Source organism: Acidiphilium sp. JA12-A1, from assembly GCF_000724705.2.
Lineage (GTDB): Bacteria > Pseudomonadota > Alphaproteobacteria > Acetobacterales > Acetobacteraceae > Acidiphilium > Acidiphilium multivorum.
This window is the reverse complement of record NZ_JFHO01000081.1, coordinates 1-19,476: the sequence shown is the minus strand read 5'-3', so window position 1 is coordinate 19,476 and position 19,476 is coordinate 1. Positions and strand designations below refer to the sequence as shown.

Below are 19,476 nucleotides of genomic sequence, written 5' to 3'. Positions count from 1 at the left end.
GATGAGCGAGAGATCCGCGCCGATCATCCAGCTCACCGATATCGGCAAGAGCTATGGCAATATCAGCGCGCTGCGCGGCGTCAGCATGACGGTGCGCAGCGGTGAGGTCACCTGCGTGCTGGGCGACAACGGTGCGGGCAAGTCGACGTTGATCAGCATCATCGCCGGGCTGCGCGAGCACAGCACGGGCACCTACGCGGTGGATGGCGAGGCGGTGACGTTCGGCTCCCCGCGCGAGGCGCTGGATCGCGGCATCTCGGCGGTCTACCAGACACTGGCGCTGGTGCCGCTGCTGCCGATCTGGCGGAACTTCTTTCTCGGGTCCGAACTGACCATCGGGCGTGGTCCGTTCCGCCGGCTCGACATCGCCTCGATGTGGGAGATCACCGACCGCGAACTGCGCCGGATGGGCATCCATGTCGCCGATCTCGACCAGCCTGTGGGCACGCTCTCGGGCGGGCAGCGGCAGGTGGTGGCGATCGCGCGGGCGATCCATTTCGGCGCACGGGTGCTGATCCTCGACGAGCCGACCGCGGCCCTCGGCGTCGCCCAGTCCGGCCTCGTGCTGCGCTACATTGCCCAGGCCGCCCGCGAACACGGTACCGGCGTCATCTTTATCACCCACAATCCGCACCACGCCTACATGGTCGGCGACCATTTCATCATCCTCGCCCGCGGCGAGGTCGAACTTGACGCTGCCCGCGACGGCCTCACCCTCGAAAACCTTATGTTCCACATGGCTGGCGGTGCCGGGCTCAACGCGCTCCAGCACGAACTCAACAGACCCCAGCCACAAGGCGCCTGATCGTGCCGGCAGCAACTCAGCAGACCCTGAACGATGGCGAAACGACCCGGCTTGCGGCGAGTAGGCGTATGAAGGCGCTCGACGTGATCACGATCGGCCGCTCCTCGGTCGATCTGTATGGCGCCCAGGTCGGCGGGCGGCTCGAGGATATGCGTTCTTTCGACAAATATATCGGCGGTTCGCCGACAAACATCGCCTGCGGCGCGGCGCGTCTGGGGCTGCGATCAGCGGTGATCACCAGGGTCGGCGACGAGCATATGGGCCGCTTCATCCGCGAACAGCTGTCCCGCGAGGGCGTGGATGTGCGCGGCGTCGTCACCGATCCCGCGCGGCTGACCGCCCTCGTGCTGCTGGGCATCCGCGATGAAGACCAGTTTCCGCTGATCTTCTACCGTGAGAACTGCGCGGACATGGCCCTCTGCGAGGACGATATCAACGAGGGATTCATCGCCGAGGCGCGCTCGGTGTTGGCAACCGGGACACATCTCAGTCATCCCCGTACCGAGGCTGCGGTGTTGAAGGCGCTGCGGCTCGCGCGGGCGCATGGCGCGCGAACCGCCCTCGATATCGACTACCGCCCCAATCTCTGGGGGGTGGCCGGGCATGGCGCGGGCGAGAGCCGCTATGTCGAAAGCGAGGCGGTAACCGCGAAGTTGCAGATGACGCTGGAGTTGTTCGACCTGATTGTCGGCACCGAGGAGGAGTTCCATATCGCCGGCGGCTCGCCTGACACGCTGACGGCGTTACGGGCGGTGCGCGCGCTGACCGGGGCGACCCTCATCTGCAAGCGCGGTGCGAGAGGGGCGGTGGCCTTCACAGGTCCGATCCCGGCCAGGATTGAGGATGGCGAGACCGGGCCTGGCTTTCCTATCGAGGTGTTCAATGTTCTCGGTGCCGGCGACGGCTTTTTCGCCGGCCTGCTGAAGGGGTGGCTCGATGACGAAACCTGGCCGAAGGCTCTGGAATACGCCAATGCCTGCGGCGCCTTCGCGGTTTCGCGCCATGGCTGTACGCCATCTTATCCTTCGCTTGAGGAACTGACATTTTTTCTCCGGCGCGGTGTCCGTGAACCCGCTCTCCGGCATGACGCCGAACTTGAACGGCTTCATTGGTCGACCACCCGGCCGCACGGCGTCGCGGATTACCGGATCTTTGCTTTCGACCATCGCGCCCAGTTCGAGGAGATGGACGGTTATACGGCGCAGAAAGGCGGTGCCTTCAAGCGGCTTTGCCTGGAAGCGGCGCTCTCGGTGCAGGCCGGCCGGCCCGGCTACGGCATCCTGTGCGATGAACGGATCGGCCGACGCGCGCTGCACGCGGCCTCCGGCTCGGGGCTGTGGATCGGTCGGCCCTGCGAGTGGCCCGGCTCGCGCCCACTCGCCTTCGAGCCCGCGCTCGGCAGTGATTGCGGCGGCCTGTCCGAGTGGCCGAAGGAAAACATCGTCAAGGTTCTCTGCTTCTGCCACCCAGACGACGATGCGGCCATGTGGGCAACCCAGGAAGCGGCGGTGCGGCGGTTGTTCGAGGCCGCGCGCCGCAATGACCTGGAATTCCTCCTGGAAATCATTCCCTCCAAGGTCGGCCCGGTGAATGATGGCACCACCGCGGCGCTGATCCGCCGCTTCTACGCCGCCGGGATCTATCCCGACTGGTGGAAGCTCGAACCGATGGCGAGCCTGGCCGCCTGGGATGCCGCCTGCACCGCGATCGAGACGCATGATCGCCACACGCGCGGCATCGTGGTACTCGGCCTTGATGCGCCGGAAGCCGATCTCGCGGCGAGCTTCGCGGTCGCGGCGGGCTTTTCCCTGGTGAAGGGGTTCGCTGTAGGGCGCACCATCTTTGCCGGAGTGGCGCGCGCCTGGCTCACGGGCGAGATGGATGACGGCACGGCGGTGACCGAGATGGCGCGCCGCTTCGCGCGGCTTTGCGCGATCTGGGACGATGCGCGGACCCAGGCACGGGAGAAGGCGGCATGAGCAACACGATCAGGCTGACGGCGGCGCAGGCCATGGTGCGCTGGCTCGCCGTGCAGATGACCGAGGAGGGTGAACGCTTCATCGAGGGCGTCTGGGCAATCTTCGGCCATGGCAACGTGGCGGGGCTGGGCGAGGCGCTGCACGGCATCGGTGATCGCCTGCCGACCTGGCGCGGCCAGAACGAGCAGACCATGGCTCATGCCGCCATCGCCTATGCCAAGACGAAGGCACGCCGCCGGGCGATGGCTGTTACATCGTCGATCGGGCCGGGTGCGACCAACATGGTCACCGCGGCAGCGCTCGCCCATGTCAACCGCCTGCCCGTCCTCTTCATTCCCGGCGACGTCTTCGCCAACCGCCGCCCCGATCCGGTCTTGCAGCAGATCGAGGATTTCGATGACGGCACTGTCAGCGCCAATGACTGCTTCCGTCCGGTCAGCCGCTATTTCGACCGGATCGCACGGCCAGAGCACCTGCTCACCGCCCTGCCGCGCGCGTTGCGCGTGATGACCGATCCGGCGAATTGCGGCCCGGTCTGCCTCGCTTTCTGCCAGGACGTGCAGGCCGAGGCCTACGACTATCCCGAAATCTTCTTCGCCCCCCGGACCTGGCGCATTCGTCGCCCCGAACCCGATCCGCGCGAAGTCGCGGATGTCGCTGCCCTGCTGCGCGCGGCGCGCCGGCCGGTGATCGTCGCCGGCGGCGGGGTGATCCACTCGGGCGCGGAGGAACGCCTCGCCACTTTTGCCGCCCAGCACAACATCCCCCTCGTCGAGACCCAGGCGGGCAAGGGCGCCGTGTCCTGGCAGGACGAACGGAATTTCGGCTCCCCCGGCGTGACCGGCTCGGACTGCGCCAACCGGCTCTGCGCCGAGGCCGACCTGGTTCTCGGCGTCGGCACCCGCTTCCAGGATTTCACCACGGGAAGCTGGACGGTGTTTGCCAATCCGGCGCGGCGCCTCGTCTCGATCAACCTGGCCGGCTACGACGCGAACAAGCACGGCGCGACAGGGATCGTCGGCGATGCGCGGGCGACGCTGGACGCGCTGTCGCTGGCGCTGACGGAACACCGCGCGCCCGATTTCGACGCGGAAGCCCGCCGCGCCTGGCATGCGAAAGTCGCCGCCGTCACCGCGCCGCCCGCAGAGGTCCATCGCAACGCGCTGCCAACCGATGCGCAGGTCATCGGCGCCGTGCAGCGCGCGGCAACCGAGCGGAGCATCGTGATGTGCGCGGCCGGCACCATGCCCGGCGCGCTGCAGGTGCTCTGGCAGGCGTCGCCGGGCGGCTATCACATGGAATACGGCTATTCCTGCATGGGTTACGAAGTCGCCGGCGCGATGGGCGTCAAACTGGCCGCGCCCGACCGCGAGGTGATCTGCTTCGTCGGCGACGGTTCCTACATGATGGCGAATTCGGAACTCGCCACCGCGGTGATGCGGCGGGTGCCCTTCACCGTCGTGCTGACCGACAATCACGGCTATGGCTGCATCAACCGGTTGCAGGCCGAATGCGGCGGTGCCGCCTTCAACAATCTCTACGAGGACTGCAATGTCGAGGTTCAGCCCGAGATCGATTTTGTCGCCCATGCCGCCGCGATGGGGGCTCACGCCGAGAAGGTTACGGATATCGCGGCGCTCGAGGCCGGCATCGCGGCGGCGCGTGGCCGCGCCGTCCCGACTGTCCTGGTGATCGATACCGATCCCGCTCCCGGCACAGGCGCCGGCGGCCACTGGTGGGATGTTGCCGTACCGCAGGCGGGCGGCCCCGAGCGGCTTGAACAGGCGCGGGCGCGCTACAACCGCAACGCGGCCGCCCAGCGTGTCGTCGACTGACCCGAACCGTCCCGAGAACAGGATACCCTGGATGCCCGACCTGTTGCGCAAACCCTTTGGCACTCACGGCAAGGTGCACGATATCACCCCCGCCGCGGCCGGCTGGCGGCATGTCGGCTTCGGGCTCTACCGCCTGCGCGCCGGCGAGTTCGCCGCGGAGGCGACCGGCGGCAACGAGGTGATCCTCGTGATGGTCGAGGGGAAGGCGTCGATCCGCGCTGCCGGGCGGGATTGGGGCGTGCTTGGCGAGCGGATGAGTGTCTTCGAGAAATCCCCGCCGCACAGTCTCTATGTGCCGAACGGCGCGGAATGGGCGCTCGTAGCCGAAACGGACTGCGTCGTCGCGGTCTGTTCGGCGCCGGGCAGGGGCGGGCACGCGGCGCGGCGGATCGGGCCGGAGGGCATCGTCCTGACCGCCCGCGGCGAGGGCACCAATACGCGCCACATCAACAATATCGCGATGGAAGCCGAGGACTACTGCGATGCGTTGCTGGTCACCGAGGTCTTCACGCCGGCCGGCCACTGGTCGAGCTATCCGAGCCACCGGCACGACGAGGACGATGATCCGCGCATCACCTATCTCGAGGAAACCTACTACCATCGCCTGAACCCGGCGTCGGGCTTCGGCGTCCAGCGGGTCTACACCGATGATCGCGCGCTCGACCAGACGATGGCGGTCTCGGACGGCGATGTCGTCCTGGTCCCGCGTGGCCATCATCCCTGTGCGGCACCGTATGGCATCGAGATGTATTACCTCAACGTGATGGCCGGGCCGCTCAGGAAATGGCGTTTCCTGCCGGACCCTGAATTGGGTATCGCTAAGTAGTGTACGCGGCGGTGGAAAAGTAGGCCATGTAGCGGCGGCATCATGCTGCCGCGTGGCGGGGCAAAAGCCGGCCACTTTTAGAGTTGCCTCTTTCCGAATGGAGGGAGAGGCTGCCGGGGATGTATTCAGTAGAGGTTTATGCGGCGGTTCGGCAATTTGTGGTTGTCGAGGGGCGGAGCCGGCGGGAGGCTGCGCGTGTCTTTGATCTGAACCGGGAGACGGTGGCGAAGATCTGCCGGTTCTCTGTGCCTCCAGGGTATCGGCGTGAGCAGCCTCCTGCGAAGCCGAAGCTTGGGCCGTTCATCCTCGTGATCGACGCGATCCTGGAGGCTGATCGGGCGGCGCCGGTGAAGCAGCGTCACACGGCGCGGCGGATATTTGAGCGTCTGCGCGACGAGCACGGCTATACGGGCGGCTCCACCGTGGTGAAGGATTACGTCCGGCCGGCACGGCCACGCGAGGCATTCGTGCCGCTTCGTATCCGCCTGGGCATGCGCAGGTGGATTTCGGCCAGTGCATTGGCTTCATCGGCGGTGTGGGGACGGTGATGCACGTCTTCTGCATGGACCTGCCGCACTCGGATGCCCCGTTCGTGAAGGCATATCCGGCGGAGACGACGGAGGCGTTTCTGGACGGCCACGTGTCGGCCTTTGCCTTCTTTGGCGGGGTGCCGCTGTCGATCCTCTACGACAACACGAAGCTGGCGGTGGCGCGGATTCTTGGCGATGGCCAACGGGCGCGGACGCGCGCCTTCACGGAGTTGATCAGCCACTACCTGTTCAGGGACCGGTTTGGCCGCCCTGGCAAAGGTAACGACAAGGGGAAAGTCGAGGGGCTGGTGAAGTATACGCAGCGGCGCTTCATGACGCCGCTGCCGCATGCGGCGAGCTTCGATGCCCTGAACGCGGCGCTGGAAGCGCGCTGTCTGGCGCGGCAGGATGAGCATTCTGGACGCCATGAAGAGACGATTGGCGAGCGGTTGCTGCGCGACCTCGCGGCATTGAGGGTGTTGCCGGCGGGACCGTTCGAGCCCTGCGAGAAGAAGCCGGCGCGGGTCTCGTCGACGGCGCTGGTCCGCTATCGGATGAACGACTACTCGGTGCCGGCGACCTATGCCTTCCGGGACGTATTGGTCAAAGGTTTCGTCGATCGGGTGCTGGTCGTGGCCGGGGCTGAGGTCATCGCCCGGTCAGCCGGGAACCGCTCGTTCATGATCGAGGAAAATGTTGCCCGCCAGCCATGCGGCACCTTGTGGGCGTCCTTCATCTTCATCCGTGGGCGGGGATCAGCCAGAGCGGTTCGTCTCCCTCCAGCCCCTCGAACTCGGTCCACCGTGTGCCGTGCACCTCTCCGGGTCGGACATGGGTGAGGGCGAGGAACCGCATCGCCAGCCGGGTCACCGGGTGCGCAGGGATCGCCTCGCAGGCTGCCAGCGCCTCCCGGGCTTCCTCCAGCGTGACCACGGCCGGTTGCCGCCCCTTGGTCATCGGCGCCATGGCTTTCTGGATCATCGCCGCAGGGTCGGTGGTTGCGAGCCCGAGCCCCATCGCAAACAGGAAGATCGCCGACATCCGCTGGCGGACCCGGCGCGCGGTCTCCAGCGCCGGGCGCGCTTCGATTCGCCGGATGACGTCGAGGACCATCGGTGGCGTGATCTCCGCGACGTCGACAGTGCCGAGGAGGGGAAAAACCATCTGCTCGAGGCTGATCATCACGTCCGCCGTGTGGCGCTCGGTCCAGCGGGACTTGTTCAGCGTATGCAAGTCGCTTGCGACCTTCTCGAACTTGCGGTCGTCATTGGCCGCCTGGGCGCGCAGCTGCTTGCGCACCAGCGAGGGATCGCGACCAGCGCGCAGGCCTGCCCGGGCCTCGTCGCGCGCATCCCGCGCTGCGGAGAGCATCACCTCGGAGTAGGGGCCGATGCTGAGCAATTTCTCCTTGCCGCCGATCTTGTAGCGGAAGCGCCAGAGCTTTCCTCCAGCCGGCGTGACCAGCAGGTACAAACCATAGGAATCAAACATCTTGTATGGCTTGTCTCGGATCTGTGCCTTGCGGATGGCGATGTCGGTGAGCATACCCCTGCTTCCTGTCCCATACCCCGCATCCGACCCCAGGGCGCCCCGGGATTGAGGGGTATTTCGTGAGACGGATTAGGACACCGTCACGGAGGAAAGTGAAGAGATTTCAGGTGGTTGAGACTGATTGAGATCGCGTGAAAAGCGAAACTGGCGGAGGGGATGGGATTCGAACCCACGAGACGACTCTACATCGTCTAACGGTTTAGCAAACCGCCGCCTTCGGCCACTCGGCCACCCCTCCGCCGAGGGTCACGGCGTATGCAAAAATGTTTCTAGTGAGGCGCACCGCATTCGTAAAGGGCGCTGCCTCTGGTTGTCGCACCGGGTGGGCAAAATTCGCACCAAGATGTAGCTTGACAATCATGACTTGTATCTCGCCCTGCGATCGTGAAAGTCGCGCATCTGTGTGCCGAGGCATGTTGCCTCGCCGGTGGCGGGTATGAGTCTTCAGCGCGGCGCGGCAAGGAGCACGGCGTGGAACCTGCTCACCGTCCTTGGCGAGCGGAGTTTCGGATTCGCCATCCTTGTCGTGCTGCTCCGCCACGTCTCGGTGCAGGATGTCGGAATCGTCGCGTTGGCGTCCGCGATTTCCGAACTTGCGCGCATGGTCACGGCAGGCGGCGCGGGTGAGCAGGTTGTGGCCGCCCCCGGAGACCGGACCGTGGAGGCGGGGGCGTTCTGGGCGCAGATGCTCCTTGCGCTCGTTGTCACCGGATTGCTTTTCGCCATTGCCGGACCGATTGCCCGGTATTATCAGGCATCGGCGCTTGGCTGGGTCATGCGGGCGTTGTCGCTCAACATCCTTCTTGGCGCGTTCCTTATCGTGCCGGCGGCAAGGCTCGCCCAGGCGTTCCGGTTTCGCGCGCTCAGCCTGATGTCGCTGGGCAGCACGATGCTGGGCGGCGCGGTGGCGCTGGAACTCGTCTTCCATGGCTACGGGCTGGCGGCCCTTGTCGTGCAGAGGATGGTCGGGATCGGCTTCTATTCGGTCGCGGCATCGATCGCCGCCCGTTGGCATCCGCCTCGGCCGCCGCGATGGGACGCTCTCGCCGCGGCGCTGCGCTTCAACCTGCCGATGATGGGGGCAGCGTTCGTCGATTATCTCGCCCATACCGGCTATGTCGTGCTGGTCGGTATGCGCGTGCCGGTGTTTGCCGTGGGGCAGTTCCGCATTGCCCAGCGCCTCGCCGAAGTGCTGCAGGAACTGGCGATCCTGCCGGCGAGCAAGGTTTTTCTCCCCGTGTTCGTGGCCGTGCGCGACGACCAGGAACGGCGGTATGCCGTTGCCTCGGCGCTGATGGATACGCTGGCGATCCTCTCGCTGGCCGCCGCCGCCGTCAGCGGTGCCGTCGCACACCCCCTTGTGGTGCTGATGTTCGGCGCGCGCTGGGCCAGCGCGGCGCCGGTGTTCGCGGCGCTCAGCCTGATCGTGCCGGCCTCGACGATCTACGCCTTCGTCAAGCCGATGCTCACCGCCCTGCGCCGGCCGGGGCTGGTGTCGATCTTTGCGGCGTTGAATGCCGGCACCATCGGGCTCGCCGCCTGGTTCGCCGCACCCTACGGGCTCGTGCCGCTCGCCTGGGCGCTGTCCGCCCGCGGCCTGGTCGTCGCGCTGCTGCTGCTGCCGGCGCTGTCGATCGGGATCGGCCAGTCGGGCTGGCCGCTGCTGCGGCTGATGGGCGCGCCGATTACCGCCCTCGTCGCCGCCCGCCTCGCGACCGCCGCGTTCCTGCATGCGGTGGCGCCCGGCATCGGGCTGCTGTCGCAACTCGTGCTGGGCGCGAGCGTGGCGGGCGCGGTGTTCCTGCTGGTGCTCATGGCGCTCGCGCCCTGGCGGCTGATCGGGATGGCCCGCCGCCTGGCCTCGGCCTTCCGTCGCAGTCCGGTGCTGACCATCGCCGGCTGAAACCTCAAACCGGCTGCGGCGCCGCGTCGAAGACCCGCTCGAATGACCGGGCCAGCGCCGCATCGACCGCATCCAGCGTCGCGGTGACGCCGAGTGCCGCCAGCGACGTCACGCCATGCTCGCTGATGCCGCAGGGCACGATGCCGCCGAATCGCCCCAGGTCCGGCGCGACATTCAGCGCGATCCCATGATAGCTGACCCAGCGCGACACCCGCACGCCGATCGCCGCGATCTTCGATTCGCCGCCCAACGGGTTGGCCACCCAGATGCCGACGCGCCCCTCGCGCAATTCGCCACGCACGCCGAACCCGGCCAGCGTGTCGATCAGCCAGGCTTCGAGCCCGGCGACGAACCCGCGCACATCCCGCGCCGGAACGCGGCCGTGCGGCCGGGAGAGGTCGAGCATGACATAGGCCACGCGCTGCCCGGGGCCATGATAGGTCCATTGCCCCCCGCGCCCGCTGCGGAAAACCTGCGCATCGCCGGGGTGCAGCAGATCGGCGTCCCGCGCCGAGGTTCCCGCCGTGTAAAGCGGCGGATGCTCGACCAGCCAGACCCGCTCCGCCTCCTCTCCCGCCCGGATCGCCGCCGCGCGGGCCTGCATTTCCGCCAGCGCAGAGGGATAATCGGTCAATCCGGGCGCTTTTGCCCATTCGACCGCATTCGTGGTTGTTGATACCGCGCGATCCATCGGCTATAGCGCTCCCGCTACGAGGCGGTCGTGGCGGAATGGTAGACGCGCAAGCTTGAGGTGCTTGTGGGGGAAACCCTGTGGAAGTTCGAGTCTTCTCGACCGCACCAGATTTCCGAGCCGGGACGCCGGGCTCGCACCGGGCGAGGTCATTTCGCCTGCTGACAAATTCGTCATCGCTATCCTGCCATGTGAAAGCCCGGTTGTCCGGGCCGCCCTGATCGCGCATTCTTGCTCCACTCAGGGGGGCACCGGATATGGATGAAACGCTTCGCAAGGCCGCACTCGATTACCACCGCCATCCGCGGCCGGGCAAACTCGCGATCACGCCGACCAAGCGCATGGAAACCTCGCGCGACCTGGCGCTGGCCTATTCTCCTGGCGTGGCGGCGGCCTGCCTCGCCATCAAGGACGATCCCGATACCGCTTATGACTACACGACGCGCGGCAATCTCGTCGCGGTGATCACCAACGGCACGGCGGTGCTCGGCCTCGGCAATATCGGCGCGCTCGCCTCCAAGCCGGTGATGGAGGGCAAGGCCGTCCTGTTCAAGAAATTCGCCGGGATCGACACGTTCGACATCGAGGTCGACCAGCCGGACCCGGACCGGTTCATCGAGGTGGTGGCGGCGCTGGAGCCGAGCTTCGGCGGCATCAATCTCGAGGACATCAAGGCGCCGGAATGTTTCCGCATCGAGCAGACGCTGCGCGAGCGGATGAACATCCCCGTGTTCCACGACGACCAGCACGGCACCGCCATCATCGTCGGCGCCGCCGTGCAGAACGCGATGATCGTGCAGGGCAAGACGATCGACGATGTCAGGATCGTCACCTCCGGCGCGGGGGCGGCGGCGATTTCCTGCGTGCGCATCCTGATCGCGCTCGGTGCCAACCCCGAGAACATCGTGATGACCGATATCGAGGGGGTGATCTACAAGGGCCGGCCGAACCTGAACGAGACGCTGGAGCCCTTCGCCCGCGACACTGCGGCGCGGACCCTGCCGGAAGTGCTGGACGGGGCGGACATCTTCCTCGGCCTGTCCGCCCCCGGCGTGCTGAAGCCGGAATGGCTGGACAAGTTCGCCGCCAACCCGCTGATCCTCGCGCTGGCCAACCCGGAGCCGGAAATCCGCCCCGAGCTGGTGGCGGAACACCGGCCGGATGCGATCGTCTGCACCGGGCGGTCGGATTTTCCGAACCAGGTCAACAACGTGCTGTGCTTTCCCTTCATCTTCCGCGGCGCGCTGGACGTGGGGGCGACCGCCATCACCGAAGGGATGAAGCTCGCCGCCGTCACCGCCATCGCGGAGCTGACGCGGATCGAGGCCTCCGAGACGGTGGCGGCGGCCTATGGCGGCGTCGCCCCGGTATTCGGGCGGGACTACATCATTCCGAAGCCGTTCGATCCGCGGTTGATCCTGCACATCGCCCCTGCCGTGGCGCGGGCGGCGATGGATGAAGGAGTGGCGCGCCGGCCGATCGCGGATTTCGACGTCTACCAGCACGATCTCGAACGCCTCGTGTTCCGCTCGGGCCTGCTGCTGCGCCCGGTGATCGAGGTCGCGCGCTCGGCGAAGGTGCGGATCGTCTATGGCGAGGGCGAGGACGAGCGCACGCTGCGCGCCGCCCAGAGCGTGATCGACGATCGGATGGGCACGCCGCTGCTGGTCGGCCGCACCGCGGCGATCATGCAGCGGATCGCCGCACTCGGCCTGCGGATGAAGCCGGAGCAGGATTTCCGCATCGTCGATTTCGAGCGCGAGCAGGGGCTGTTCCGCCGGCTGCTGGAGACGTACCAGCACATCGTCAACCGCCGCGGCGTGCCGCCGGATGCGGCGCAGCGCCAGCTCTCGCGCCGGCCGACCGTGGCCGCCGGGATGCTGCTCGCCGCCGGCGAGGCGGATGCGGCGATCTGCGGCGGGCTCGGCGACTGGTCGCGCCAGTTCCGCTACGCGATGCCGATCATTCCGCGCAAGCCTGGGATCAAGCGGGTATCGGCGATGACGGCGCTGATCCTGCAGAGCGGCAACCTCTTCTTCTGCGACACGCATGTGAACGAGGACCCCTCGTCGGAGGACATCGCCGAGATGACCCATCTGGCGGCGGGAATGGTCTCGCATTTCGGGATCACGCCGAAGGTGGCGCTGCTGTCGCATTCGAATTTCGGGGCGTCGAACTCGGCCTCCGCGCGCAAGATGCGCCGGGCGCTGGCGCTGATCCACGCGCAGGATCCGGAACTCGAGGTCGATGGCGAGATGCACGCCGACGCGGCACTGTTCGAACCGATCCGCGCCCGCGCGGTGTGCGACAGCCGGCTGACCGGCTCGGCCAACCTGCTGGTGATGCCCTCGATCGACGCGGCGAATATCGGCTTCAACCTGCTCAAGGCCGCTGGCGAGGCGGTGACGGTCGGCCCGTTCCTGCTCGGCTTGTCGAAGCCGCTACATATCGCGATCCCGAGCGTGACCGCCCGCGGCCTCGTGAACATGAGCGCTGTCGCCGCGATGGAGGCCGCGCTGATGGCGGGGTAACGGCGCTGCGGTTTTTGCACCGCAGCACTTTCAGATTTCAGGGAAACTTGCCATACTCGAAAGAAATTTAAGGAGGAACCAGGCATGTCGCAGCCCGAAACCATTCCCGTGAAGCCGGAGATCGCCGCTAACGCGCTTGTCGATCGTGCGAGATACGACGACATGGCGCGCCGCGCGGCGGAAAATCCCGAGGCGTTCTGGGCCGAGGAATCCAAGCGCATCACCTGGATGACGCCGCCGACCCGCATCAAGAACGTCACCTTCACCGGCAATGTCTCGATCAAGTGGTTCGAGGACGGCGTGCTGAACGCATCGGCCAACTGTCTCGACCGGCATCTCGCCACCCGCGGCGACCAGGTTGCGATCATCTGGGAAGGTGACGATCCCGGCGAACAGAAGCATGTGACCTATCGCGAGTTGCACGCCGAAGTGTGCCGCATGGCGAATGTGCTGAAGTCGCTCGGCGTGCGGAAGGGCGACCGCGTCACCGTCTACATGCCGATGATCGTCGAGGCGGCGGTGGCGATTCTCGCCTGCGCGCGCATCGGCGCGGTTCATTCCGTGGTGTTCGGCGGGTTCTCGCCGGACAGCCTCGCCAACCGCATCCAGGATTGCGACAGCTCGGTCCTGATCACCGCCGATGAAGGCCGCCGCGGCGGCCGCAAGGTGCCGCTGAAGGCCAATGTCGATGCCGCGGCGAAATCCTGCCCGATGCTGAAGAAGGTTGTCGTGGTGAAGGCGACCGGCGGCCAGGTCGACATGCAGGACGGCCGCGACGTCTGGTATCACGAGGCGGCGGCGACCATGCCGCTCGACTGCCCCCCCGAGCCGATGAATGCCGAAGACCCGCTCTTCATCCTCTACACCTCCGGCTCCACCGGCAAGCCCAAGGGCGTGCTGCACACGACCGGTGGTTACATGGTCTGGGCGAGCTTCACCCACCAGTATGTGTTCGATTACCATGACGGCGAGGTCTACTGGTGCACCGCCGATGTCGGCTGGGTGACCGGCCATACCTATATCGTCTATGGTCCGCTCGCCAACGGCGCCACCACGCTGATGTTCGAGGGGATTCCGAACTACCCCGACACCAGCCGCTTCTGGCAGGTGGTGGACAAGCACAAGGTCAACATCTTCTACACCGCCCCGACCGCGATCCGCGCGCTGATGCGCGACGGCGAGGGGCCGGTGAAAAAGACCTCGCGCGCCTCGCTGCGGGTGCTGGGTTCGGTCGGCGAGCCGATCAATCCTGAAGCCTGGCTCTGGTACTATCGCGTCGTCGGCGACCAGCGCTGCCCGATCGTCGATACCTGGTGGCAGACCGAAACCGGCGGCATCCTGATCTCGGCGCTGCCCGGCGCGATCGACCAGAAGCCAGGCTCGGCGACGCTGCCGCTGCCCGGCGTGAAGCCGGTTCTGGTCGATGGCGACGGCAACGTCCTGGAAGGGGCGACTGAAGGCAATCTCTGCCTCGCCGACAGCTGGCCCGGCCAGATGCGGACGGTTTACGGCGATCACGAGCGGTTCATCCAGACCTATTTCTCGACCTTCCGGGGCTTCTACTTCTCCGGCGACGGCGCCCGCCGCGACGAGGATGGATATTACTGGATCACCGGCCGGGTAGACGACGTCATCAACGTCTCCGGCCACCGGATGGGCACGGCCGAGGTCGAGAGCGCGCTGGTCGCGCACGCCAAGGTGGCCGAGGCCGCGGTGGTGGGCTTCCCGCACGACATCAAGGGACAGGGCATCTACGCCTATGTGACGCTCGTCGCCGGCGAGGAGCCGACCGAGGAACTGCGCAAGGAACTGGTGATGTGGGTCCGCAAGGAAATCGGCCCGATCGCCGCGCCGGATGCGATCCAGTGGGCGCCCGGCCTGCCCAAGACGCGCTCGGGCAAGATCATGCGCCGAATCCTGCGCAAGATCGCCGCGAATGAGACCGACAGCCTGGGTGATACCTCGACCCTCGCCGACCCGGCGGTGGTCGACGATCTTGTCCGCAACCGGATGGCCTGATTGACCGGCGCCGAAGTGAGCGGGATGATCGAGCACGAGGCCGGCCGGGTCCATCGGGTGATGGGCTCGGGCGGTGTCGGATTGCATGTGCGGGAATGGGGGAGCGAGCACGCGCAACCCATCCTGTTCATCCATGGCTGGTCGTCCTGCTACCTCGCGTGGCGGTCGCAGTTCGACAGCACGCTGCGCGAGCGGTTCCGCCTGGTCTGCGTCGACCTGCGCGGGCACGGGTTTTCCGACAAGCCGCTCGACCCCGCGATGTACCAGACCAGCGCCCACTGGGCCGACGATATCGCGGCGGTGATGATCGCGCTCGGGCTCAGGCGGCCGGTTCTGGTGGGCGCGAGCTATGGCGGCTACGTGATCGGCGATTATCTGGCCCGCCATGGCACCAAGAATGTGAGCGCTGTAAACTTCGTGGGTGCCGCCGTGATTTCGTCGAACCCGCCCGTCAATATCGGTCGCCGCTTCATCGAGGGGGCCTTGATGGCGGCCAGCGACGATCCCGCCGTGATGATCGAGGGGGCGCGCAGCGTGATCCACGCCACCACGCATCGCCCGCTGCCGCCGGCCGATGCCGAGCGCGCGCTGGTCGCGTTCGCGCTCACGCCACCCGCGATCCGCGCCTTCCTGCTGATGCGGACGCTCGATTTCACAAGGACATTGGCCGAACTCGACCGTCCGGTGCTGATCACCCAGGGGGATGAGGATGCGATTGTTCTGCCGTCGATGGCCGAGCATATCGCCGCAACTGTCCCTGAGGGACGGTTGTCTCTGTATCCGGAATGCGGTCACACGCCACAATACGAATTTGCCGAACGGTTCAACGGGGAACTCGCCGAATTTGCGGGCGCGGTCTGACGAAAGGCGACTTATGCAGGTTATGCGATAAATTCATGGCGGGTTCACAGAGTGAACCCTTTATTCCCGTCTGTGCCGTCTTATGTGACAGACAGGCCGGTTGCTCCGGTCGAGAGTTCGGCAGAGATGCCGCGAGTGATCCGGTCCTGACCGACCGGATAGGGATCTTCGGATCCCGACGTCTCCCAGACGTGAAGCCTCCCTGTTGACTTCCCCGCCGGTCCGCCGGCGGGGATTTTTTTGTGTCAGATCGGCAACACCATGATTTTGTAGCCAAATGTTGCGGAAATCGCAATCTATGCAATCGTTCCGCCGCTAATTCGCGGTCCGGTGTTGCCGTCGAGACACGCTTTGATCACGGCGCGGCCTGCCGCGATCATCCGATCGAGTGGCAGGGATGCGGCGCCGTCCTGGGCGGCGGGCATATCCGGCAAGCAGGGCACATGCACGAACCCGACCAGAGCCGGCCGGGCCATCGTCTCCGCGATGTGCCGCGCGAGATAGAAGGTGGCGTTGCACACGAAGGTGCCCGCGGTATGCGAGACGGCGACGGGTATGTCGGCCGCGCGCACCGCCTGCAGCGCGCCCTTGACGGGCAGGGTGCTGAAATACGCCGCGGGGCCGTCGAAGGCGACAGGCTCGTCGATCGGCGCATTGCCGTCATTGTCGGGAATGCGGGCGTCGACCAGGTTGATGGCCACCCGCTCGATGCTGATGCCCGATCGTCCGGTGGCGAGGCCGAAACCAATCACCACGTCGGGCGCCCAGTCCGTCATCGCCTCGCGCAGGGCGCTTTCGAGCGGCGTGAACGCGCAGGGCAGGACGTGCCGGCGGATCTCGGTGCCGGCGACAGGTTCCGCGGCAAGTCGCTCGACGAGCAGGGCGGAGGGATTGACGCTGTCGCCGCCGAAAGGCTCGAACCCGGTGACGAGGATTTTCATGCCTTCGATATAGGCACCGGCGCATGCCGACGCCACCGGGCAGCGGCGCTACCCCAGTTTGTCTCCGCCGCGCGAGTGTGGAATTCTGCCCGCTCATCGAGCGGAGGAGCGGATGACATTCAAGCAAATCTGGGAGTCGGGCCGTGCCGTGCTGAACGGCTGGCTGTCGGTTCCGGCCGGGTTCGCCACCGAACTCATGGCGCGTCAGGGCTGGGACAGCCTGACGGTCGACATGCAGCATGGGCTGATCGAGTATGGCGACGCGGTTCGGATGCTCACCGCGATCGCGACGACCGGGGTGATCCCGATGGTGCGGGTGCCCTGGTTCGAGCCCGGCATCGTCATGAAGTCGATCGACGCCGGCGCGCTCGGCGTGATCTGCCCGATGATCAATTCCCGCGCCGAGGCCGAAGCCTTCGTCTCCTGCCTGCGCTACGCGCCGCGCGGCCGGCGCAGCTACGGCCCGATCCGCGCCGCGCTGATCCATGGCGCCGACTATGCGCAGCGCGCCAACGACATGGTGACAGGCTTCGCGATGATCGAGACCCGCGCGGCGCTCGAGGCGATCGACGACATCGTCTCGCTTCCGGAACTCGACGCGGTCTATATCGGCCCGAGCGATCTCGCGCTGTCGCTCGGCGAGGCGCCGCGGTTCGATCCGGTGGACTCTCCCGTTCACGACGCGATCCTGCATATCCTCGCCCGCGCCAAACACCACGGCAAGCGTGCCGCGGTGCATACGGGCTCGGCCGCCTATGCGCGCAAGATGGTCGATGCGGGTTTCGATCTCGTCACCGTCGGCTCGGATGCCGCCTTCATCGCGCAGGGCGCCTCGGCGGCGGTGCAAGCCTTCCACGGAGGGACCTGACGCCGATGCCGCCGCCCCGGCAAGACTGCCGGATTTGATGCGCCCCGTGCCGGCGAGGTCATGCGCGGCAACTTTCATGTCGCTGCGCATGCGGGTCATGTTCGGCATCATCCTGGTCACGCTTGGCGCCGTCATCATCTGGAACGGATGACGGCAGGTGCATGCCGAGCTGAACGCGGCGCAGGAGGTCGCGAAAGCAACCGTTCTGAACAATTTCCGGCTGTTGCGCGACCGGCCGGATCACAACGGCGTTCTGCGCGGCCTCGTGCATATCTTCGACGGCTCGCGCAACATCCGCATCGTGCTTTACGATTCCGCGCGCCGGGAACTCGCGGCGTCGCGACTGCGGGAGCCCATGACATCATCGTGCTGGATCTCTCGGCGCGCGACGAGACATCCGAGGTGTGAGCCAACATCTCGGATGACACGCTGTTCGTCGTTCTCTTCGTCGGCGTCTCCCTGCTGCTGGGCTGGCGGCTGATCGGCTGGATCCTGGCGCCGCTCGCCAAGCTGGCAAGCGGCATCGCCGATCTGCGCGCCGGCCGCACCGCCGGCCCGCGTGAACGGCGCTCGTTGGTCGCCGCCTTCAACGGTCTGGTGCGCGGCCTCGCGGCACGCGCGGCCGAGGCACGCCAGCTCAGGATCAGATGGACCGGATTCAGGAGGAAGAGCGGGTCGACCTTGCCGTGACCTGCACGACGATGTCGGTCCGCAACTCTCTCTCACCAAGATAGAGTTCGACACGCCGAGGCCATGCCGGTGCGATGCTGGTGGTGACGGTGTTCAGATCCGGATGTCGTCGCGCGCGCTGGCCAGAAGCCGTCCCGAGAGCCTGAGGTCGACGCCACGCTCTCGCCGCGCGAGGCGGAGATCGTCCATCTGCTCGGCATGGGCAATTCGATCGGCCAGATCGCCGATGCGATGGGGGTGAGCTACAAGACGATCGCCAACAACTGCACGCGGATCCGCGGCAAACTCGGGCTTGCCGATGTAAAGGAGCTGGTGCGCCACGCGGTCGAGCGCCGCTTTCGCGGCACCGGGTTCGGTTAGAGCATCTTTATCAATACAATCGAGCATTACATCCGATCTGGAAGGATCGGAAAATGCTCGAGGTTCTGTACCATTTCCGTGACTACGGAGCGTTAGATTCAAGCCTCCACGCAGGGCTTGGAACATGGCGGACCGCTTCTGACTGAACGACACGAGATGGGCGGCGATCGGCCGATCGAGGGGTGGACGAACGACCAGGATCCACGCCGCCGCGGATGAGCAGGGTGCGCATCGCCGCCGTCCTCCTGACGCCGGGACAGGTATCCGACATCAGCGGCGCCCGATCGCTTCTGCCGACCATGCCGCCGCCAGAAGACCTGATCGCCGACAAGGCCTACGACGCCGATGACCTCCGCGCCTTCCTCACCAGGCAGGGCACAAGGCTGGTGATCTCGACGACGCCCCACCGCCGCGCCATACCGGCTTTCGACTCCGTCGCCTACAGATTGGGCAATCTCATCGAGTGCGCCTTCTGCAGGCTCAAGGACCGGCGCGCCATCGTCACACGCTAGGACAAAGCCGCACGTGACGTTCTTGCCGTTAGATGTCTCGTCCTCGCCGTCACGGCATGGGTCTGCTGAGTCCAGAACCTAGGACTAGGTTCCGTACCTATTGCCATGACTACGGGAGTTTTGATTCAAGTCTCTACGGAGGGTTTGGATCATGGCGGAATTATTCTGGCTGAACGACGCGCAATGGGCTGCGATCGAGCCGCTGTTGCCCAAGCTCGGCGGCAAACCGCGGGTGGACGATCGCCGGGTTCTGAGTGGCATCCTGCATCGCTTTCGCGAGGGCTTGCGGTGGCGCGCACTTCCGGAGGCTTATGGGGCCGCGGACCACGGTGTTCAACCGGTTCAACCGCTGGAGCCAGCGTGGCCTCTGGCAGGAGATCTTCGCGGCCCTTGTCGCCTGCGCGGATCCCCCGCGCATCGCCATGGTGGACAGCACCTCGGTTCGGGCACATCGCGCGGCCGCGGGCGGTAAAGGGGGGCGCAAACGCCAGGCCATCGGCCGGTCGAGGGGGTGACGGACGACCAAGATCCACGCCGTCGCGGATGACCTGGGGCGCATCGCCGCCGTCCTCCT

Annotated in this window: 16 protein-coding genes, 2 tRNA genes and 2 pseudogenes; 15 read left to right on the top strand and 5 right to left on the bottom strand. The window is 66.4% G+C overall.

The annotated features are described in order from the left end of the window. Position 1 precedes the first annotated feature (1 nt). The 5 genes and pseudogenes from RT91_RS14820 to istA form a co-directional block, all read left to right on the top strand. On the top strand, positions 2 to 805 hold the full coding sequence (locus RT91_RS14820; protein ID WP_007421524.1) for an ATP-binding cassette domain-containing protein: 804 nt from the start codon (positions 2 to 4) through the stop codon (positions 803 to 805). Positions 806 to 873: 68 nt separating this feature from the next. Beyond that, positions 874 to 2,784 carry a 5-dehydro-2-deoxygluconokinase gene (iolC, locus tag RT91_RS14815; RefSeq protein WP_035188042.1) on the top strand — a complete coding sequence of 637 codons (1,911 nt, stop codon included), beginning with the start codon at positions 874 to 876 and terminating at the stop codon, positions 2,782 to 2,784. Then, on the top strand, positions 2,781 to 4,619 hold the full coding sequence (gene iolD / locus RT91_RS14810) for a 3D-(3,5/4)-trihydroxycyclohexane-1,2-dione acylhydrolase (decyclizing) (RefSeq protein WP_035188038.1): 1,839 nt from the start codon (positions 2,781 to 2,783) through the stop codon (positions 4,617 to 4,619). The genes iolC and iolD overlap by 4 nt, the downstream gene beginning before the upstream one ends. 31 nt (positions 4,620 to 4,650) lie before the next feature. Continuing rightward, on the top strand, positions 4,651 to 5,445 hold the full coding sequence (gene iolB / locus RT91_RS14805; RefSeq protein ID WP_012039960.1) for a 5-deoxy-glucuronate isomerase: 795 nt from the start codon (positions 4,651 to 4,653) through the stop codon (positions 5,443 to 5,445). Between the two features lie 119 nt (positions 5,446 to 5,564). Further along, positions 5,565 to 6,634, top strand: a pseudogene (istA, locus tag RT91_RS14800) (IS21 family transposase); the annotation flags it as partial. A 79-nt stretch (positions 6,635 to 6,713) separates the two neighbouring features. Here istA and RT91_RS14795 read toward each other — a convergent pair. Both RT91_RS14795 and RT91_RS14790 read right to left on the bottom strand, forming a co-directional pair. Continuing rightward, positions 6,714 to 7,520, bottom strand: coding sequence for a phage integrase central domain-containing protein (locus RT91_RS14795; protein WP_035188035.1), 807 nt, complete (start codon positions 7,518 to 7,520; stop codon positions 6,714 to 6,716). A gap of 151 nt (positions 7,521 to 7,671) precedes the next feature. Next, positions 7,672 to 7,764 (bottom strand) — tRNA-Ser (locus tag RT91_RS14790). A 198-nt stretch (positions 7,765 to 7,962) separates the two neighbouring features. Between RT91_RS14790 and RT91_RS14785 the strand changes: the two genes are divergently transcribed. Continuing rightward, on the top strand, positions 7,963 to 9,429 hold the full coding sequence (locus RT91_RS14785; RefSeq protein WP_012039941.1) for an oligosaccharide flippase family protein: 1,467 nt from the start codon (positions 7,963 to 7,965) through the stop codon (positions 9,427 to 9,429). 4 nt (positions 9,430 to 9,433) lie between these two features. On the opposite strand, the gene lipB is transcribed toward RT91_RS14785, so the two are convergent. Further along, positions 9,434 to 10,120: a lipoyl(octanoyl) transferase LipB gene (gene lipB / locus RT91_RS14780; protein WP_013640656.1), complete on the bottom strand. Its 687-nt coding sequence runs from the start codon at positions 10,118 to 10,120 to the stop codon at positions 9,434 to 9,436. Positions 10,121 to 10,144: 24 nt separating this feature from the next. Between lipB and RT91_RS14775 the strand changes: the two genes are divergently transcribed. The 4 genes from RT91_RS14775 to RT91_RS14760 all read left to right on the top strand — a co-directional run bounded on the left by RT91_RS14775 (position 10,145) and on the right by RT91_RS14760 (position 15,531). Next, positions 10,145 to 10,230, top strand: a tRNA-Leu gene (locus RT91_RS14775). A 147-nt stretch (positions 10,231 to 10,377) separates the two neighbouring features. Continuing rightward, positions 10,378 to 12,651, top strand: a complete 2,274-nt coding sequence (locus RT91_RS14770) for an NADP-dependent malic enzyme (protein WP_012039939.1) — start codon at positions 10,378 to 10,380, stop codon at positions 12,649 to 12,651. Between the two features lie 84 nt (positions 12,652 to 12,735). Then, on the top strand, positions 12,736 to 14,670 hold the full coding sequence (gene acs, locus RT91_RS14765) for an acetate--CoA ligase (RefSeq protein ID WP_035188030.1): 1,935 nt from the start codon (positions 12,736 to 12,738) through the stop codon (positions 14,668 to 14,670). Then, positions 14,671 to 15,531 carry an alpha/beta fold hydrolase gene (locus RT91_RS14760; protein ID WP_007423261.1) on the top strand — a complete coding sequence of 287 codons (861 nt, stop codon included), beginning with the start codon at positions 14,671 to 14,673 and terminating at the stop codon, positions 15,529 to 15,531. A gap of 296 nt (positions 15,532 to 15,827) precedes the next feature. On the opposite strand, the gene pcp is transcribed toward RT91_RS14760, so the two are convergent. After that, positions 15,828 to 16,472 carry a pyroglutamyl-peptidase I gene (pcp, locus tag RT91_RS14755; protein WP_231295267.1) on the bottom strand — a complete coding sequence of 215 codons (645 nt, stop codon included), beginning with the start codon at positions 16,470 to 16,472 and terminating at the stop codon, positions 15,828 to 15,830. Between the two features lie 112 nt (positions 16,473 to 16,584). On the opposite strand from pcp, the gene RT91_RS14750 reads away from it, so the two are divergent. Next, positions 16,585 to 17,340, top strand: a complete 756-nt coding sequence (locus RT91_RS14750) for an HpcH/HpaI aldolase/citrate lyase family protein (RefSeq protein ID WP_007423259.1) — start codon at positions 16,585 to 16,587, stop codon at positions 17,338 to 17,340. 58 nt (positions 17,341 to 17,398) lie between these two features. On the opposite strand, the gene RT91_RS21560 is transcribed toward RT91_RS14750, so the two are convergent. Then, positions 17,399 to 17,611 (bottom strand): hypothetical protein, encoded by a 213-nt coding sequence (locus RT91_RS21560; protein WP_039888256.1) that lies wholly within the window; start codon positions 17,609 to 17,611, stop codon positions 17,399 to 17,401. 617 nt (positions 17,612 to 18,228) lie between these two features. Between RT91_RS21560 and RT91_RS20740 the strand changes: the two genes are divergently transcribed. The 4 genes and pseudogenes from RT91_RS20740 to RT91_RS22615 all read left to right on the top strand — a co-directional run bounded on the left by RT91_RS20740 (position 18,229) and on the right by RT91_RS22615 (position 19,417). Next, complete coding sequence (locus RT91_RS20740) at positions 18,229 to 18,390, top strand: LuxR C-terminal-related transcriptional regulator (RefSeq protein ID WP_082468624.1); 162 nt, start codon at positions 18,229 to 18,231, stop codon at positions 18,388 to 18,390. 215 nt (positions 18,391 to 18,605) lie between these two features. Continuing rightward, complete coding sequence (locus tag RT91_RS14745; RefSeq protein ID WP_082468623.1) at positions 18,606 to 18,902, top strand: transposase; 297 nt, start codon at positions 18,606 to 18,608, stop codon at positions 18,900 to 18,902. 151 nt (positions 18,903 to 19,053) lie between these two features. Beyond that, positions 19,054 to 19,164, top strand: a pseudogene (locus RT91_RS22620) (IS5/IS1182 family transposase); the annotation flags it as partial. Between the two features lie 49 nt (positions 19,165 to 19,213). Continuing rightward, a complete protein-coding gene (locus tag RT91_RS22615) occupies positions 19,214 to 19,417 on the top strand; it encodes a hypothetical protein (RefSeq protein ID WP_240314318.1) in 204 nt (67 codons plus the stop codon). The last annotated feature ends 59 nt before the right edge of the window (positions 19,418 to 19,476 follow it).

Excerpts from the sequence above, each read along its gene's own strand:
- RT91_RS21560 (WP_039888256.1), bottom strand. The coding sequence starts at position 17,611 with ATGCACGAGGCCGCGCAGAACGCCGTTGTGATCCGGCCGGTCGCGCAA.
- RT91_RS14750 (WP_007423259.1), top strand. The coding sequence starts at position 16,585 with ATGACATTCAAGCAAATCTGGGAGTCGGGCCGTGCCGTGCTGAACGGC.
- iolB (WP_012039960.1), top strand. The coding sequence starts at position 4,651 with ATGCCCGACCTGTTGCGCAAACCCTTTGGCACTCACGGCAAGGTGCAC.
- RT91_RS14820 (WP_007421524.1), top strand. The coding sequence starts at position 2 with ATGAGCGAGAGATCCGCGCCGATCATCCAGCTCACCGATATCGGCAAG.
- iolC (WP_035188042.1), top strand. The coding sequence starts at position 874 with ATGAAGGCGCTCGACGTGATCACGATCGGCCGCTCCTCGGTCGATCTG.
- RT91_RS20740 (WP_082468624.1), top strand. The coding sequence starts at position 18,229 with ATGGGCAATTCGATCGGCCAGATCGCCGATGCGATGGGGGTGAGCTAC.
- iolD (WP_035188038.1), top strand. The coding sequence starts at position 2,781 with ATGAGCAACACGATCAGGCTGACGGCGGCGCAGGCCATGGTGCGCTGG.
- RT91_RS14795 (WP_035188035.1), bottom strand. The coding sequence starts at position 7,520 with ATGCTCACCGACATCGCCATCCGCAAGGCACAGATCCGAGACAAGCCA.
- RT91_RS22615 (WP_240314318.1), top strand. The coding sequence starts at position 19,214 with ATGGGGCCGCGGACCACGGTGTTCAACCGGTTCAACCGCTGGAGCCAG.
- RT91_RS14770 (WP_012039939.1), top strand. The coding sequence starts at position 10,378 with ATGGATGAAACGCTTCGCAAGGCCGCACTCGATTACCACCGCCATCCG.
- lipB (WP_013640656.1), bottom strand. The coding sequence starts at position 10,120 with ATGGATCGCGCGGTATCAACAACCACGAATGCGGTCGAATGGGCAAAA.
- pcp (WP_231295267.1), bottom strand. The coding sequence starts at position 16,472 with ATGAAAATCCTCGTCACCGGGTTCGAGCCTTTCGGCGGCGACAGCGTC.
- RT91_RS14745 (WP_082468623.1), top strand. The coding sequence starts at position 18,606 with ATGAGCAGGGTGCGCATCGCCGCCGTCCTCCTGACGCCGGGACAGGTA.
- acs (WP_035188030.1), top strand. The coding sequence starts at position 12,736 with ATGTCGCAGCCCGAAACCATTCCCGTGAAGCCGGAGATCGCCGCTAAC.
- RT91_RS14785 (WP_012039941.1), top strand. The coding sequence starts at position 7,963 with ATGAGTCTTCAGCGCGGCGCGGCAAGGAGCACGGCGTGGAACCTGCTC.